At 70.9% G+C, this 14,463-nt stretch carries 13 protein-coding genes; 5 read left to right on the forward strand and 8 right to left on the reverse strand.

The features are described from left to right. Window positions 1–183: 183 nt before the first annotated feature. The 3 genes from BJ998_RS32700 to BJ998_RS32710 are packed head-to-tail and all read right to left on the reverse strand — an operon-like array spanning window position 184 to window position 3,025. Window positions 184–1,398: a cytochrome P450 gene (locus BJ998_RS32700; RefSeq protein WP_184867171.1), complete on the reverse strand. Its 1,215-nt coding sequence runs from the start codon at window positions 1,396–1,398 to the stop codon at window positions 184–186. A gap of 1 nt (window position 1,399) precedes the next feature. Then, on the reverse strand, window positions 1,400–1,921 hold the full coding sequence (locus BJ998_RS32705; protein WP_184867172.1) for a PadR family transcriptional regulator: 522 nt from the start codon (window positions 1,919–1,921) through the stop codon (window positions 1,400–1,402). A gap of 60 nt (window positions 1,922–1,981) precedes the next feature. Continuing rightward, window positions 1,982–3,025, reverse strand: a complete 1,044-nt coding sequence (locus BJ998_RS32710; protein WP_184867173.1) for an aldo/keto reductase — start codon at window positions 3,023–3,025, stop codon at window positions 1,982–1,984. Between the two features lie 100 nt (window positions 3,026–3,125). On the opposite strand from BJ998_RS32710, the gene BJ998_RS32715 reads away from it, so the two are divergent. Further along, window positions 3,126–3,740 (forward strand): TetR/AcrR family transcriptional regulator, encoded by a 615-nt coding sequence (locus tag BJ998_RS32715; RefSeq protein ID WP_184867174.1) that lies wholly within the window; start codon window positions 3,126–3,128, stop codon window positions 3,738–3,740. A gap of 64 nt (window positions 3,741–3,804) precedes the next feature. Here the strand turns inward: BJ998_RS32715 and BJ998_RS32720 are convergent, their stop codons facing one another. The 4 genes from BJ998_RS32720 to BJ998_RS49295 all read right to left on the reverse strand — a co-directional run bounded on the left by BJ998_RS32720 (window position 3,805) and on the right by BJ998_RS49295 (window position 9,390). Next, the gene (locus BJ998_RS32720) at window positions 3,805–4,281 is read right to left on the reverse strand and encodes a (2Fe-2S)-binding protein (protein WP_184867175.1); all 477 of its coding nucleotides are present in this window, start codon (window positions 4,279–4,281) and stop codon (window positions 3,805–3,807) included. A gap of 12 nt (window positions 4,282–4,293) precedes the next feature. Then, complete coding sequence (locus BJ998_RS32725) at window positions 4,294–6,564, reverse strand: molybdopterin cofactor-binding domain-containing protein (RefSeq protein ID WP_184867176.1); 2,271 nt, start codon at window positions 6,562–6,564, stop codon at window positions 4,294–4,296. 200 nt (window positions 6,565–6,764) lie between these two features. After that, a complete protein-coding gene (locus BJ998_RS32730; protein ID WP_184867177.1) occupies window positions 6,765–7,949 on the reverse strand; it encodes a PucR family transcriptional regulator in 1,185 nt (394 codons plus the stop codon). Between the two features lies 1 nt (window position 7,950). Continuing rightward, the gene (locus tag BJ998_RS49295; RefSeq protein ID WP_184867178.1) at window positions 7,951–9,390 is read right to left on the reverse strand and encodes a PucR family transcriptional regulator; all 1,440 of its coding nucleotides are present in this window, start codon (window positions 9,388–9,390) and stop codon (window positions 7,951–7,953) included. Window positions 9,391–9,511: 121 nt separating this feature from the next. Here BJ998_RS49295 and BJ998_RS32740 point away from each other — a divergent pair, with 121 nt between their 5' ends. The 4 genes from BJ998_RS32740 (at window position 9,512) to BJ998_RS32755 (ending at window position 14,185) form a co-directional block, all read left to right on the forward strand. Continuing rightward, the gene (locus tag BJ998_RS32740) at window positions 9,512–10,900 is read left to right on the forward strand and encodes an amino acid permease (RefSeq protein WP_184867179.1); all 1,389 of its coding nucleotides are present in this window, start codon (window positions 9,512–9,514) and stop codon (window positions 10,898–10,900) included. 14 nt (window positions 10,901–10,914) lie between these two features. Continuing rightward, window positions 10,915–12,246 carry a 4-aminobutyrate--2-oxoglutarate transaminase gene (gene gabT, locus BJ998_RS32745; protein ID WP_184867180.1) on the forward strand — a complete coding sequence of 444 codons (1,332 nt, stop codon included), beginning with the start codon at window positions 10,915–10,917 and terminating at the stop codon, window positions 12,244–12,246. An 84-nt stretch (window positions 12,247–12,330) separates the two neighbouring features. Continuing rightward, window positions 12,331–13,134 carry a DUF4142 domain-containing protein gene (locus BJ998_RS32750; RefSeq protein WP_184867181.1) on the forward strand — a complete coding sequence of 268 codons (804 nt, stop codon included), beginning with the start codon at window positions 12,331–12,333 and terminating at the stop codon, window positions 13,132–13,134. 19 nt (window positions 13,135–13,153) lie between these two features. After that, complete coding sequence (locus BJ998_RS32755) at window positions 13,154–14,185, forward strand: ferrochelatase (RefSeq protein WP_184869091.1); 1,032 nt, start codon at window positions 13,154–13,156, stop codon at window positions 14,183–14,185. A 47-nt stretch (window positions 14,186–14,232) separates the two neighbouring features. Here BJ998_RS32755 and BJ998_RS32760 read toward each other — a convergent pair whose 3' ends face one another. Next, window positions 14,233–14,427 (reverse strand): hypothetical protein, encoded by a 195-nt coding sequence (locus tag BJ998_RS32760; RefSeq protein WP_184867182.1) that lies wholly within the window; start codon window positions 14,425–14,427, stop codon window positions 14,233–14,235. Window positions 14,428–14,463: the final 36 nt, after the last annotated feature.

Raw genomic sequence — 14,463 nt, forward strand, 5'->3', positions numbered from 1 at the left:
GATGGGAATCTATCGAGTTTCGATAGGTTAGGCAAGGTGCTGCTGGCGGCCGGCCGCCTCACCCGGCTTCCAGCTGTTCCCACCGCCCCAGAATGCTCACCCCGCGAGTCCCGCCCACAGCCACACCGAATGCGTGAATCGATTTCACGCATTCGGTGTGACGCTGAGCGGGACTCGCGGGGGTCACCAGGTGACGGGCAGCGAGACCAGGCCGCCGGCGATGGAGCCGGGGCGGATCTCGAGGTCGGCGGGGTCCACCGCCAGACGCAGGCCGGGCAGGCGGCGGAACAGGGTGGACAGGGCGATGCGCAGCTCGGTGCGAGCCAGGCTGGCGCCGATGCAGAAGTGCGCGCCGTGGCCGAAGGCCAGGTGGATGTTGGGGGTGCGGGTGGGGTCGAACTCGTTGGGGTCGGCGAACACGGACGGGTCCCGGTTGGCCGCGTTGGCCGACAGCAGCACACAGTCGCCCCGCTTGATGGTGACGCCCTCGACATCGACGTCCTCGCGGGCGTAGCGCAGCAGCCCGAGGTCGCCGGACGCGGTCATCCGCAGCACCTCCTCGACGGTGGCCTGGGCCTGCCCCTCGGGGTCGGCGGCGAACCGGTCCCGGCGGGACAGGTCGGCGAGCAGGAACACGACGCCCATGTCGATGCGGGTCATGGTGGTCTCGTGCCCGGCGAACAGCAGGCCGGCCGCCAGCCGGGCCATGTCCTCCTCGCTGAACGTGGGGTCCTCGGCCTGGGCCTTGACCAGGTCGGTCACCACGTCGGCCTGCGGCTCGGCGCGCTTGTCCGCGGCCAGCCGCCGCATGTACTCCCGCAGCTCGTCGGACGCGGCCTGGGCCTCGGCGCCGATGTCCATTCGGCCGATGCGGACGGACAGCTCGTGGAAGTACTCCCGGTCCTCGTAGGGCACGCCGAGCAGCTCGCAGATCACCAGCACCGGCAGCGCGAACGAGAGCAGCGCGTGCAGGTCGACGGGCTTGTCGGGGTCGGCGTCGTGCACGGCGATCATCTCGTCGACGCGGGCGTCCACCAGCTCCTGCACGTGGTCGCTCAGCTTGCGCATGCGGCCGGCGGAGAAGGCGGGCACCAGCAGCCGGCGCAGCCGCGAGTGGTTGGCCTGCTCCTGCTCGTACTCGCCGGACGGGCCGTTGAGGATGGCCGCGTCGGAGATCTTGGACGCCTGCTCCGGGGCGGGGTGCGAGCGGCCGAAGCGCGGGTCGGCGAAGATCTGCCGGGCCTGCTCGAAGCGAGTGATCAGCCAGGCCGGGTCGCCGGCCGGGGTGAGCACCTCGACGGGGGCGGTCTCCCGGTGCAGCACGCCGTACAGCGGCGCGATGTCGATCGCGTTGGCCCGCTTGAACGGCAGCTGCGGCCGGGACTCGGTGACGGTCATGTCAGTCCTCCAGTGGTGGTTCCGCGGCACGGACGCGCAGGGTCTCGAGCCAGCGCAGTTCGGCGTGTGAGCGGCTCAGCACCTCGTCCAGCACGATGCGGGCCCAGCTGTCGGGTTCCACCGTCGTGACGAGCTCGTCGGTGCGCGCGGCGCGGGCGAGCAGCGCTCGCGTTCGGGCGTCCAGCACGGCGAGACGCTCGGCGATGGTCAGCCGGTCGAAGTGGGCCAGCCGCGACATGAACTCCGCCTGGTCGGCGGCCAGGTCGTCGGGCAGCTCGGCGAGCATGTCGTGCAGCATCTCGACGCCGACGTCGGTGATCTCGTACACGTGCCTCGTCGGCCGCCCCCGCTGGGCCTGCGGCGTCCTGGTGACGGCGCCCGCCTCGGTGAACCGGCGCAGCGTCGGGTACAGGGAGTTGTTCGACAGCGTCGTCCCCAGGTTCTGTTCGACGCGTTGCCTCAGCTCGTAGCCGTGAGCGGGCTGACGGGCGAGGTTGGCGAGCATGACGATCTCCACCCACACATAGGTCACCGTAACCTAGGGAGGAGGCTATGTCACGGTGACCTATGGGGTGGGAGGTCGTCAGGCCTTGTTGGCGGCCGGGATCCGGGTGGGGGCGAACACGCCCTGAAGCCCGTTCGGATAGGCCACGGGCAGGCGGCTGACCTCGTCGAGCTCGGCGAGGTCCTGCTCGGTCAGCGTCAGGTCGGCGGCGGCGATGTTGTCGTTCAGTTGGTCCAGCCGGCGGGCGCCGATGATCACGCTGGTGACGGCGGGCTGCGCCAGCAGCCACGCGATCGCGACCTGGGAGGGGCTCGCGGCGCGCCGGTCGGCGACGGCCCGCACCACGTCCACGACCTTGAAGCTGTTCTCCTCGTCGTAGTGCACGAGCCCGCCGCCGCCGACCCGGGCCCGGCGGGAGTCCGGGTCGGTGGTCGCCCCGCCGCGGTCGAACTTGCCGGTCAGCAGGCCGCCGGCGAGCGGGCTCCACACCGTCAGGCTCAGGCCCTCGTCCAGCGCCATCGGCACCAGGTCACGCTCGGCGTCCCGGGCCACCAGCGAGTAGTGGATCTGGTTGGCCACGAACTTCGCCTGGTTGTGCAGGGCGGAGATGCCCAGGGCCTTGCTGACCTGCCAGGCGGCGAGGTTGGAGCAGCCGATGTAGCGGACCTTGCCCTGCCGCACGGCGTCGTCGAGCGCGGCCAGCGTCTCCTCGAACGGCGTAAGGTGGTCGTAGCCGTGGATCTGGTACAGGTCCACGTACTCGGTGCCCAGCCGGCGCAGGCTGTCCTCGAGCGCCCGCATGACGTGCAGCCGGGACAGGCCCTGGTCGTTGGGGCCGGGCCCGACCGGCGCGAGCAGCTTGGTGGCGAGCACGACGTCCCGGCGGCGGTTGCGGATGGCCCGGCCGAGCAGTTCCTCGGACTCGCCGTCCGCGTACATGTCGGCGGTGTCGACGAAGTTGATGCCGGCGTCGAGCGCGGTGCCGACGACCCGGTCGACGTCGTCCTGGCCGAGCGCGCCGATGTTCTGGAACACCGGGTGGTCCTTGCCGCCGAAGGTCATCGTGCCCAGCGAGAGCTCGGATACCCAGACTCCGGTGCGGCCGAGCAGGCGGTATTTCACGGCATTACTCCTTTGGTGTCACGTCGACTGGACGCAACACTACACAGTGTCCGGACACTGTGTAGTGCGCTGCCGGTCGGGCGTGCACTAGGTTCTGCCCATGCCTTCGATCACCCGCCGCACCCCGAGTCCCGCGCGCAAGGCGTCGGCGGACGCGGAGATACTGGCCGCGACGCGGCGGCTGCTGACCGACGGCGCGACCTTCACGGAGCTGGGCATCCAGCACATCTCGGCCGAGGCGGGCGTGGCCCGCTCGACCTTCTACGCCCACTTCAAGGACAAGACGGCCCTGCTGATGCGGCTGGTCGACACGTTCGTGGACACGTCGTTCGGCGTCGCGTCGAGCTGGGAGCCGGAGGAGGGGCCGGACGGTCTGGCGGCCACGTTCCTGCAGGTGGTGGCGGCCTACCGGGAGCACACGGCCGTGCTGCAGGCGGTCGCCGAAGTCGCGGCGTACGACGCGACCGTGCGGGAGTTCTGGAACCAGGTGCTCGGCCGGTTCACGGATCGGGCGATCGAGACCCTCCGGCGCGAGCAGGAGGCGGGGCGCACCCCGGCGAGCGTCGACGTCACCAGTGCCACCCGGGTGATCGTCATCGGCGGCGAGCGAGCCATCTTCGACCACGTCCTGGCCGGGGATCCCGACGAGGACGAGGTGTTCGCCCGCGAGCTGGCGAGGATCTGGTGGTACGGCGCCTATCGCCGCCCGCAGTGACGCCACATGCGCTTCCCGTTTGCCGCCTGAACGCGAACGGGAAGCGCATGTGGCAATCAGGGAGTCACATGTTGGCCGCGCCCGACTTGATCGCGGTGCGGATCCGGGAGTACGTGCCGCAGCGGCAGATGTTGCGGATCTGGTCGAGGTCGGCGTCGGTGATGGCCCGGCCCTCGGCCCGCACCTTGTGCACCAGCGCCACGGCGCTCATGATCTGCCCGGGCTGGCAGTAGCCGCACTGCGCGACGTCCTGCTCCAGCCAGGCCTCCTGCATGGGGTGCAGGTCCTTGCCGACGGTGCCGGGCAGCCCCTCGATGGTGGTGATCTCGTCGTCGGCGTCGATCGCGGACACCGGCACCGAGCACGGGTTGAACGCCTTGCCGTTGATGTGCGAGGTGCAGGCCTTGCAGACGTTGAGCCCGCAGCCGTACTTGGGCCCGGTGACGCCGAGCAGGTCGCGCAGCACCCACAGCAGCCGGACGTCGTCGGCGACCTCCACGGTGACCCGCTCGCCGTTGAGCACGAAGGTGTGACTGGACATGCGGCGGTCTCCTCAGGAGTCGAGGCCGTTGGTGGGGGACTGCGGCGTGGACGGCTCGGTCGGGTAGGGCTCGAAGCCGAGCGTGCCGTGGTTGATGGGGAAGTACGTGGGCATCGTGCCGGTGGCCCGCGCGTAGGCGCAGGCGACGGCGGCCATCGCCGGCGCGACCGCGAGCTCGCCGGCGCCGCTGGGGTCGCCGCCGCTGGGGGCGATCACGACCTTCATGTCCAGCGGCGTGTTCCACTGCCGGGTGTAGAAGTAGTTGTCCCAGCTGCCTTCCAGCGGGATGCCGTCCTTGATGTGCAGGCTGGACGTCAGCGCGAGGGCGATGCCGTCGTTCATGCCGCCGATCATCTGCGCCTCCAGCCCGCGCGGGTTGATGGCGAAGCCGGGGTCGACGACGATCAGCGCCTTGGTCACGCGCGGCCCGGTGACGCCGTCGGTGACGGGCCGGTTCACGGTCTCGGGCCGGCAGTCGATCTCCACCAGGCAGCACACCGCGCCCTGGTACTCGGAGTGCACGGCGATGCCCTGCGCGACACCGGCCGGCAGGGCGCGGCCCCACTGTCCAACCGAAACGGCCTTCTCGAACACCGCCTTCAGCTTGGCGTCACGCAGGAAGGAGCGACGGAACGACACCGGGTCCTTGCCCATCTTCGCGGCCAGCCGGTCCACCACCAGCTCCTGCGCGGTGACCACGTTGGGCGAGTAGATGTTGCGCATGCTGCCGGTGTTGAACTTCAGCGGGATCTCGTTGAGCAGCTGGGTGGTGACGCCGAAGTTGTACGGCGAGGACTGGGTCAGCAGGAAGATCGACTCGGCGAAGCTGAGGTTGCCGGCGATGGGCAGCTTGGCCGCGTAGGAGGTGAGCATCTCGCCCAGGCCGTGGCTGAACTCGGTCTGCACGCTGGTGTGCCGCTGCTCGTAGCTGACCACGTTGCCCAGCGCGTAGGTCACGCGAACCCGCGACGTGCACATCGGGTGCGTGCGGCCCTGGCGGAAGTCGTCGGTGCGCGACCACATCAGCTTGACCGGCTTGCCCATCTTCTGTGAGATCTCCGCCGCCTCGGCGGCGACGTCGTGGAACAGGTGCCGGCCGAAGGAGCCGCCGCCCTGCGCCACGTGCACCTTCACCGCGTCTACCGGCAGCCCCAGTTGAGCGGCGATGTCCTCCTGGGCGACGATCGGCACCTTCAGGCTGGACCAGATCTCGGCGGAGTCCTTGCGCACGTCGGCAATCGCGTTGTCCGGCTCCAGCGGGCTGTTGCTGGCGAACGCGAAGGTGAACTCGGCGTCGAGGACCTCCGTGAGCAGACCCGGCACCAGCATCGGCAGCTGCGCGGCCTTGAGCTTGGCCAGCACGGATGCGTCCGACTCGCCGTCCACGGTGCCCGGTCCCCACGTGACGTCCAGCGCCCGCAGGCCGTCGATGCACTGGCCGAACGTGTCCGCCCGCACCGCGACGCCGTGCGAGACGACGGCGACGTCGGTGACGCCGGGCATGGCCAGCACGGCGGCCTGGTTGTTGACCGAGCGGACCGTGCCGTTGATCGTCGGCGGCCGGCGGACCATGGTCGGCTTGGCGTTCGGCACCTGGATGTCCATGCCGAACGTCTTGCGCCCCATGACGATGTCGCGGGCGTCGACCCGGTTCCGCGGCGTGCCGAGCACCTTGAAGTCCGAAGTGGACTTCAGCTGCACGGTCGCCGCCTCGATCTTCGAACTCGCCGCCGCGACGGCCAGCGACGCGTAGGTGGCGGTCCGGCCGGTGGAATCGCTGATCACGCCGTCACGAGTGGTCAACGAGGAAGCCGTTGTGCCCCATTGCGCTGCGGCGGTCTGGACGAGCCGCTGCCGGGCGATGGCCGCCGCCGTGCGCACCGGCGTGTAGATGCTGCGCACCGAGTTGGAGCCGCCGGTGAGCTGGTTCATCAGCAGCTCCGGCCGGGCGTCCGCGAGAGTGACGACGACCTTGTCCAGCGGCAGGTCCATCTCCTCGGCGACCATCATCGCGACGGCGGTCGTGATGCCCTGGCCGACCTCCGCGCGGGGCACCGCGAAGGAGGCGGTGCCGTCCCGGTTCATCTGCACGGCAACGAGATTGGCGGTCGGGGCGGCGGCGAGGTTCTGCAGGTCGCCGAGGTCGAAGATCTCCTCGGGCTGCGGCAGGGTGGGAACGGCGGCGTCGGCCCGCTGCGGATCGATCCACTGCACGGCGACCGCGAGTGTCGGTGCGGCGAGGAGATACGCGAGGAACCTACGGCGACGGAGGTCTTCGGCCATGGCGCGGAGTGTGTCACCGATCACATGGGGTCGCCATGACCGACGTGCCTACTTCTGGCCTAGGCGGGTTGTGCACGCTGCACAACGGTTGGTCAAGGCAACGGATCCGGCGGTTTCAGCCGCAGGCGCAGGTCCGGTGGCTTGCCGCCGGAGACCACGTGGATGCGGTGCGGTGAGGGTCGAGGGTCCGCGGCTGCGGATCAGGCCAGCGGGCCCGGCGGCAGCAGGCGGGACGCCCGCAGCGCCAACGACAGCTCCAGGTGCGGCACGTCGCTGAGGTCGTTGCCGGTGATGGCCTCGATGCGGCTCAGCCGGTTGATCACCGTGTTCCGGTGGCAGTGCACGAGCTCCGCGGTCCGGCTGACCGAGCCGGCGGTGGCGACCCAGGTCTCCAAGGTGTCCAACAGGATCCGCCGCTCGCCGACGGGGATCTTGAGCAACGGCCCGAGCCGCAGCCGGATCAGCTCCTCGGCCAGTTCCGGCGAGCTGAGCACCAGGGCCTCCGGCAGCCGGTCGGCCAGGGCGGCCACCTCGACGCGGCCGGGTTGGATGGAACGCCGCGCCAACGTCGCCTGCCGGTAGGCCACGTCCGCGTCGGCGAGGCCGGGCACGACCAGGGACACGCCGGCGGGCGCGTTCAGGGCGTCCCGCAGCACCTTCAGCACAATGCCCAATTCGGGTGAATCCAAGGAGAGCAGCCCGACGAGCATGTGCGCGCGGAGCTGCCACGCGGAGTCGACGCCGTGCTCGCACAGCAGGCGCGTCAGCACCGCCGGGGCGCCGACGTCCTCGACGTCGGCGACGACGGCCGCGTAGGGGCCGTCGACCGGGACGCCGATGATGCGGGCCGCCTCGTGCGCGAAGGCCAAGTCCTTGCCACGCCCGCGAAGCAGGCCCTCCCACAGGGTGGCGCGCCGCTGCTCGTCGATCCGCACCAGCTGCTGCTCGGCGGCGTGATAGGCGGCGGCGACGTGCGCGGACGTGGAGTCGATGACCTCCCACAGCCAGCTGGCGATCTCCAGCAGGCCCTCGGCGTCGACGCTGCCGTCGGCGCGGGCCTGATCGACCAGGGCCTGCCACAGCAGCCGGCCGCCGAGGCGGAACGAGCGCAGCACGTCGTCCAGCGGCATGCGTTGCTCGGCCCGGCGCCGGCCGGTGCACCGCGCGGCGGCGAAGTACTCCTCGGCGCCGGCGTCCCGGCCGATCAGCCGCAGCACGCTGGACATGTTGTCGTGACAGGACTTGCGCAGGTCGTCGTCGGACACCACGCCGAGGAGGCGGTAGCCGGGGTTCTGCTCGGCGATGACCTGCACCAGCTGGTCGGCCAGCTCCGGCACCCGCGCCAGCACGCCCGTCGCCAGCAACTGTGCGGCTTTCTCGTCCATCTCAGTCCTTCAAGCGCAGGGCCAACCACAGCTCGGCGCGCGTGTCCGCGGAGTCCAGGTCCCGGCCGAGCAGCTGCCCGACCTTCGCGATCCGGTGCCGCAGCGTGTGCCGGTGCACGCCGAGCGCCGCCGCGGCCGGATCCCACTGGCCGTTGTGCGCCAGCCACGCCCGCAGCGAGGCGATCAGCTCGCCCCGCCCGGTCGCATCGTGTTCAACGAGCGGGCCGAGCAAGCGGTCCGCGAACACGCCGGCGACTTCCGGATCGACCAGCCGCAGCACGCCGTCGTCGGCCAGCTCCTCGAACCGCACCACCGGCAGATCGGCCCTGGTGGCCGCGGCCAAGGCCCGCTGCGCCTGCTTGAGGGCCTGGCCCAGCGAGGCGTAGTCCATCGGATCGGAGACGCCGACATGCAGCCCGGTGAACGACGGCTCGGCGTCGCCGCCGACCACCAGCAGCAGCGACTCCTCGTATGGTGCGTGGAAGGCGTCGGTGTCCTCCGCCTGGTCGGCCGCCGCCTGCCGATGGCCGGACGGGCCCGCGGCCAGCGCGATCCGCACCGGTTCGGCCGGCAGCTCGCCCCACAGCTCGGCGGCGATCTCCGCCGCCAGCCGCGTCTCCCCGGCCAGCAGCAGCCGAAGCAGCCCGCCGCGCAGCCGTCGCGAAGCGGCCTCGACGGCGTGCGAACGCTCGAAGCCGACGGTCAGCAGCGACGCGGCGGTGGTCAGCACCTGCTGATCGGCGCGGGTCAGCCGCGTCGCCCGTCCGACGGCCAGGTAGCCGCGGATCCGCCGACCGGCGCCGAGGGTCTGCACGGTGATGTCGTTGCCGTCCAGCTCGAAGGTGAGGCTGGCCGGCCCGGCGTGAAATCGGGGCAGTTCGCTGCGAAGCTTCGCCACGACCGGGCTGTCCCCGGCCCGGACCGTGCCGCGCGGATCCAGCAGCACCGCCCACGCGTCGAGCCGCCGGGCCAGCTGCCGCACCACCGCGGTCACCCCGTCGGCCCGTACTGCGGCCGAGGTCAGAGCCCGTTGGGCCTGGTAGGCGCGGGTGACGGCGGCGTACTCCTCGGCCGCGACGGCCTTCGCCACCGCCTTGCTGATCGCGATGAACGGCACCTGCCGCGGCACCTCGATCACCGGCAACCCGACCGCGTCCGCCTGCGCCACCACGGCCTTCGGCACGGCGGCATGGGTCAGCCCGGTGCCGAAGCCGAGGCCGGCGACCCCGGCCGCGTGCAGCCGCCGCACGTAGTCGGCCGCCCCGGACCGCACCCACAACCCCGTGGTCAGCAGCAGTTCGCCGCCTTCAAGGAACGCGGTCGGGTCGGCCAGCTCGCTGGTGTGGACCCACTGCACCGGCCGGTCCAGGTGCTCGGCGCCGGCGCGGACCACCAGGCCCAGGTCGGGCCGGTCCACGAGCGCGGCGAGAGTGGGCGTCACCCGGCGGTCCTCGACAGTTCGGCGAACAATTCAGGCTGACTTGTCCAAACAGGCTACTTGGCCGCGGCGGTCGCGCCGACCACCGTGGACCGACAACCCTGCCGAGGAACCGGAGCCGCCCATGACAGCGTCAACACCTCCAGGCCCGACCAAGTTGGCGTCAACCCTGCAGCGACGCCACCTGAGCATGATCGCCATCGCCGGCGTGATCGGCGCGGGCCTGTTCGTCGGCAGCGGCGCCGCCATCAAACAGGCCGGACCGGGCGCGCTGATCGCCTACGCGGTGTGCGGCCTGCTGGTGGTGCTGGTGATGCGGATGCTGGGCGAGATGTCCGCCGCCAACCCGGAGACGGGCTCCTTCTCCGCCTACGCCGACCGCGCTATCGGGCCGTGGGCCGGCTTCACCATCGGCTGGCTGTACTGGTTCTTCTGGGTCGTCGTGCTCGGCGTTGAGGCGACCGCCGGTGCGACCATCGTGCACCGCTGGCTCCCCGAGGTGCCTCAGTGGACGTGCGCGCTGATCCTGATGGCTCTGCTGACCGTGACCAACCTGTTCTCGGTCCGCTCGTACGGCGAGTTCGAGTTCTGGTTCGCCTCCATCAAGGTCGCCGCGATCGCGGTGTTCCTGCTCGTCGGCATCGTCGCGATCCTCGGCCTGATCCCCGGTTTCCCCTCGCCGGGCCTGTCTAACCTGACCGGGCACGGCGGATTCCTGCCCAACGGGGCCTCGCCGGTGTTCGCCGCGATGCTGGTGGTGGTGTTCTCCTTCTTCGGCGCGGAGATCGCCACCGTCGCCGCCGGCGAGTCGGCCGACCCCGGGCACGCGGTCCGGTCGGCGGTGCGCTCGGTCGTCTGGCGGATCATCGTGTTCTACCTCGGCTCGATCGCCGTCGTGGTGACGCTGCTGCCGTGGGACGACGCCGGCGTGGCCAAGAGCCCGTACGTCGCGGTGCTGGACCGGATCGGGCTGCCGGCGGCCGGGGTCGTGATGGACGTGATCGTGCTGACGTCGGTGTTGTCCTGCCTGAACTCCGGCCTCTACACGGCGTCCCGGATGATGTTCTCGCTGTCCGACCGCCGCGACGCGCCGGCCTTCCTGGGCCGGATCGGCCGGACCGGCGTGCCGACCGCGGCGGTGCTGGTGTCCACTGTGGTCGGTTTCGTCACGGTGATCTTCAACTACGTCTCGCCGGACACCGTGTTCCTGTTCCTCACCAACTCCTCCGGCGCGATCGCCGTGTTCGTCTGGCTGGTGATCGCCGTGTCCCAGCTGCGGATGCGCCGCCAGCTGGAGCGGGACGACCCGGAGCGGTTGACCCTGCGCATGTGGGGCTACCCGTATCTCACCTGGGTGTCGATCGTGGCGATGATCGTGCTGCTCGGCGGCATGGCCTTCGACGCCGACGCCCGCTCGCAACTGCTGCTCAGCCTGCTCGTCGGGGCAGTGGTGCTGGTCGTGAGCTTCGTCCGGCACCGCGTCCGGATCCGCGCGGCGGCCGTACCCAGCTGAAGGAAGGACCATCCGTGGTTACGCCCACCCTTGCCCGTCACCTCGTCACCGAGATCCCGGGCCCGAAGTCGCAGGCCGCCCAGCTGCGCCGGCAGCGGGCGGTGGCCGGCGGCGTCAGCAGCACGCTGCCGGTGTTCGTCGAGTCCGCCGGCGCCGGCCTGCTGCACGACGTCGACGGCAACACCTTGGTGGACCTGGGATCCGGCATCGCCGTGACCAGCGTCGGCAACGCCGCGCCGGAGGTGGTGGCGGCCGTGCAGGAGCAGGTCGCCAAGTTCACCCACACCTGCTTCATGGTGACGCCGTACGACGCGTACGTGGAGGTGTGCGAGCAGCTGGCCGAGCTGACCCCCGGCTCGCACGAGAAGCGGTCGGCGCTGTTCAACTCGGGCGCGGAGGCGGTGGAGAACGCCGTCAAGATCGCCCGGCACGCCACCGGGCGGCAGGCGGTGGCGGTGTTCGACCACGCCTACCACGGCCGCACCAACCTCACGATGGCGTTGACGGCCAAGAACATGCCGTACAAGCACCGGTTCGGGCCGTTCGCGCCGGAGGTGTACCGGCTGCCGATGTCCTACCCGTTCCGCGACCCGGCCGGCCTGACCGGCGAGCAGGCCGCGGCGCGGGCGTTGGACCAGCTGGACAAGCAGGTCGGCGCGGACAACGTGGCGTGCGTGCTGATCGAGCCGATCCAGGGCGAGGGCGGCTTCGTGGTGCCGGCGCCGGGCTTCCTGCCGGCGATCGAGAAGTGGTGCCGGGACAAGGGTGTGCTGCTGATCGCCGACGAGATCCAGAGCGGCTTCTGCCGCACCGGCGCCTGGTTCGCCTGCGACCACGAGGGCGTGGTGCCGGATCTCGTCACGACGGCGAAGGGCATCGCCGGCGGGCTGCCGCTGGCCGGGGTCACGGGTCGCGCCGAGGTGATGGACGCGGTGCACGGGGGCGGCCTTGGTGGCACATACGGCGGCAATCCCGTCGCTTGTGCCGCCGGTCTGGCGTCCATCCGGATCATGCGCGAGCAGAACCTGGCCGCGGCGGCGAAGGCGATCGAGGATGCCACGGTGCCGCGGCTTATGGAGCTGGCGGCGGGCGTCCCGGCGATCGGGGACGTCCGGGGCCGCGGCGCGATGCTGGCCGTGGAGCTGGTGAAGCCGGGCACCCTGGAGCCGGACCCGGAGCTGACCGGGCGGATCGCGAAGGCTTGCCACGCAAGGGGAGTTGTCGTGCTGACGGCCGGCACCCACGGCAACGTGCTGCGGCTGCTGCCGCCGCTCGTGATCCCGACGGATGTGCTGAACGACGGCCTCGACGTGCTCGCTGAAGCGATTCAGATCACGATAAGGTAACGGCGACTGGCGCGAGTGATCGGGTCACCGGTCCACCCCGTAATGCCGGATAGCAATCCGCATCCAGGAAAGGTGGTCGGACCGGTGATCTCTCGCGCGGTGCGCAAGGCCGCCGTCCTCGTCGTGCTCGGGATCGGTACTCTGCTGCCGCTCTCCGGCTGCTCGATCGGCACGTCGCAGGCCGCGACGCCGCCCGGGCAGGTGGACCCGAACAACCCGCTGGACGTCGGCACCCAGGTCACGCAGAGCCAGTGGGGGCCGGTGGGGCCGGCCGACCGGCTGATGCTGGTCAAGGTCGCGCTCGCCGGCGCGTGGGAGCTGCCCAGCGGCGAGATGGCGCAGACCAGGACCAACAACCCGGCCGTCCGCACGGCCGGGCAGCACCTGATCATGGGCCACACCATGCTCAACAAGATGAACGTGCAGATCGCCCAGCAGCTGGGGGTGACCATCCCGACGAAGCCGCTGCCCGAGCAGCAGGGCTTCCTGACCAACATGCAGAACGCGCAGCCCGGCATCGACTTCGACCGCGCGTTCGTCGGGCCGCTGCGCGACCAGCACGGCTCCGTCTACCAGCTGCTCTCGCAGGTGCGGGCCGGCACCCGGAACTCGCTGATCCGCGACTTCGCCAACCAGTGCATGACCACGGTGCTGGACCACATCACCGTGCTGGAGCAGACCGGGCTGGTGAACTACAGCGCCCTGCCGTCGCCGACCGCGCCGCCGATCACACCCGTGACCACCGCGGCCCAGATCACGTCCAACAACAACAGCAGCATCGGCGTTTTCATCATCGCCGCACTGATGGCCGGCCTCGCCATCCTGGTGCCGATCATGCGGCGGGGCGGGGGCGGCAAGCGGAGGGCCGGGTCGGCCATTCCGGAGTGACGGCGGTTAGATGGACGCCGTGAGTGTCGACGCGTTGCTGCTGCTGTCGTTCGGCGGGCCCGAGGGCGAGGCCGACGTCCGGCCGTTCCTGGAGAACGTGACCAGGGGCCGGGGAGTGCCGCCCGAGCGGCTGGACGAGGTCGCCCAGCACTACCTGCACTTCGGCGGCGTCTCCCCGATCAACCGGCTCAACCGGGACCTGATCGAGGCGATCCGCGCGGCGCTCGCGGCGGCCGGCGTGGACCTGCCGGTCTACTTCGGCAACCGCAACTGGCATCCGATGATCGAGGACACCGTCGGCGAGATGGTCGCCGACGGTGTTCGCCGTGCGCTGGTGTTCCCGACCAGCGCCTACGGCGGCTACTCCGCCTGCCGCCAGTACGACGAGGACATCCTGCGGGCCCGCGCCGCCGTGGCCGACGCCCCCGAGCTGGTGAAGCTCCGGCAGTTCTTCGACCACCCCGGCTTCGTGCTGCCCTTCGCCGACGCCGTGCGTGACGCCGCCGCCGGGTTCGACGACTACCGGCTGGTCTTCACGGCCCACTCCATCCCCAACTCCTTCGACGCCACCGCCGGACCGTCGGAACTGGGCGGCCACCTGTACTCGAAGCAGGTCGCCGAGGCCGCGCGGCTGGTGGCGTCGGAGTTGGGCGTCACCGAGTACGACGTCGTGTGGCAGTCCCGCTCCGGGCCGCCGCAGGTGCCGTGGCTGGACCCCGACATCGTCGACCACATCGATGCCCTGCACGCCAAGGGCGTCGCCAACCTCGTGGTGTGCCCGGTCGGTTTCGTCAGCGACCACCTCGAAGTCGTGTGGGACCTCGACACCGAGGCCCGGGAGCGCGCCGAGTCGTACGGCATGGGCTTCGCCCGGGCCGCGACCCCGGGGCCGGACCCTCGGTTCGCGGAGATGGTCGTGGAGCTGGTGCGGGAGCACATCGACGGCGTCGACCAGCGCAAGCTTTCGACGTTGTCGACGCTGGGATGCACCGTCAACGGCGACTTCTGCGCCGTCGCCTGCTGTGAGCCGCCGGCCCGCCGACCTCGGTAGACAGGGCGGCCGAACGGGCAGCGTGTCCGTCCCGTTGAGGAGCCGGCTCAGCGGGACCGGGCGCGCCGGACGCCCGTGACCAGTGACCACAGCCCGAGGAGCGCCACGATCGGGCCGATCGTGGCCCACAGCCGCGATCCCGTCATGAAACTGCCGGTCACGTAGCCGAGGCCCTGCGCCGTCCACAGCACCCCGAGCAGCGCCAACACCACACCGAGCAGCACGAACACCCACGGTTTCACGCCGCCACCCTACGCCCGCCGCTCCGCGCCACATGA

This window comes from Kutzneria kofuensis (genome assembly GCF_014203355.1).
GTDB lineage: Bacteria > Actinomycetota > Actinomycetes > Mycobacteriales > Pseudonocardiaceae > Kutzneria > Kutzneria kofuensis.

What these genes read in the sequence shown, in the direction of transcription:
- BJ998_RS32700 (WP_184867171.1), bottom strand. Translation starts at nt 1,398, where the DNA reads ATGACCGTCACCGAGTCCCGGCCGCAGCTGCCGTTCAAGCGGGCCAAC.
- BJ998_RS32715 (WP_184867174.1), top strand. Translation starts at nt 3,126, where the DNA reads ATGCCTTCGATCACCCGCCGCACCCCGAGTCCCGCGCGCAAGGCGTCG.
- BJ998_RS32720 (WP_184867175.1), bottom strand. Translation starts at nt 4,281, where the DNA reads ATGTCCAGTCACACCTTCGTGCTCAACGGCGAGCGGGTCACCGTGGAG.
- BJ998_RS32725 (WP_184867176.1), bottom strand. Translation starts at nt 6,564, where the DNA reads ATGGCCGAAGACCTCCGTCGCCGTAGGTTCCTCGCGTATCTCCTCGCC.
- BJ998_RS32730 (WP_184867177.1), bottom strand. Translation starts at nt 7,949, where the DNA reads ATGGACGAGAAAGCCGCACAGTTGCTGGCGACGGGCGTGCTGGCGCGG.
- BJ998_RS32740 (WP_184867179.1), top strand. Translation starts at nt 9,512, where the DNA reads ATGACAGCGTCAACACCTCCAGGCCCGACCAAGTTGGCGTCAACCCTG.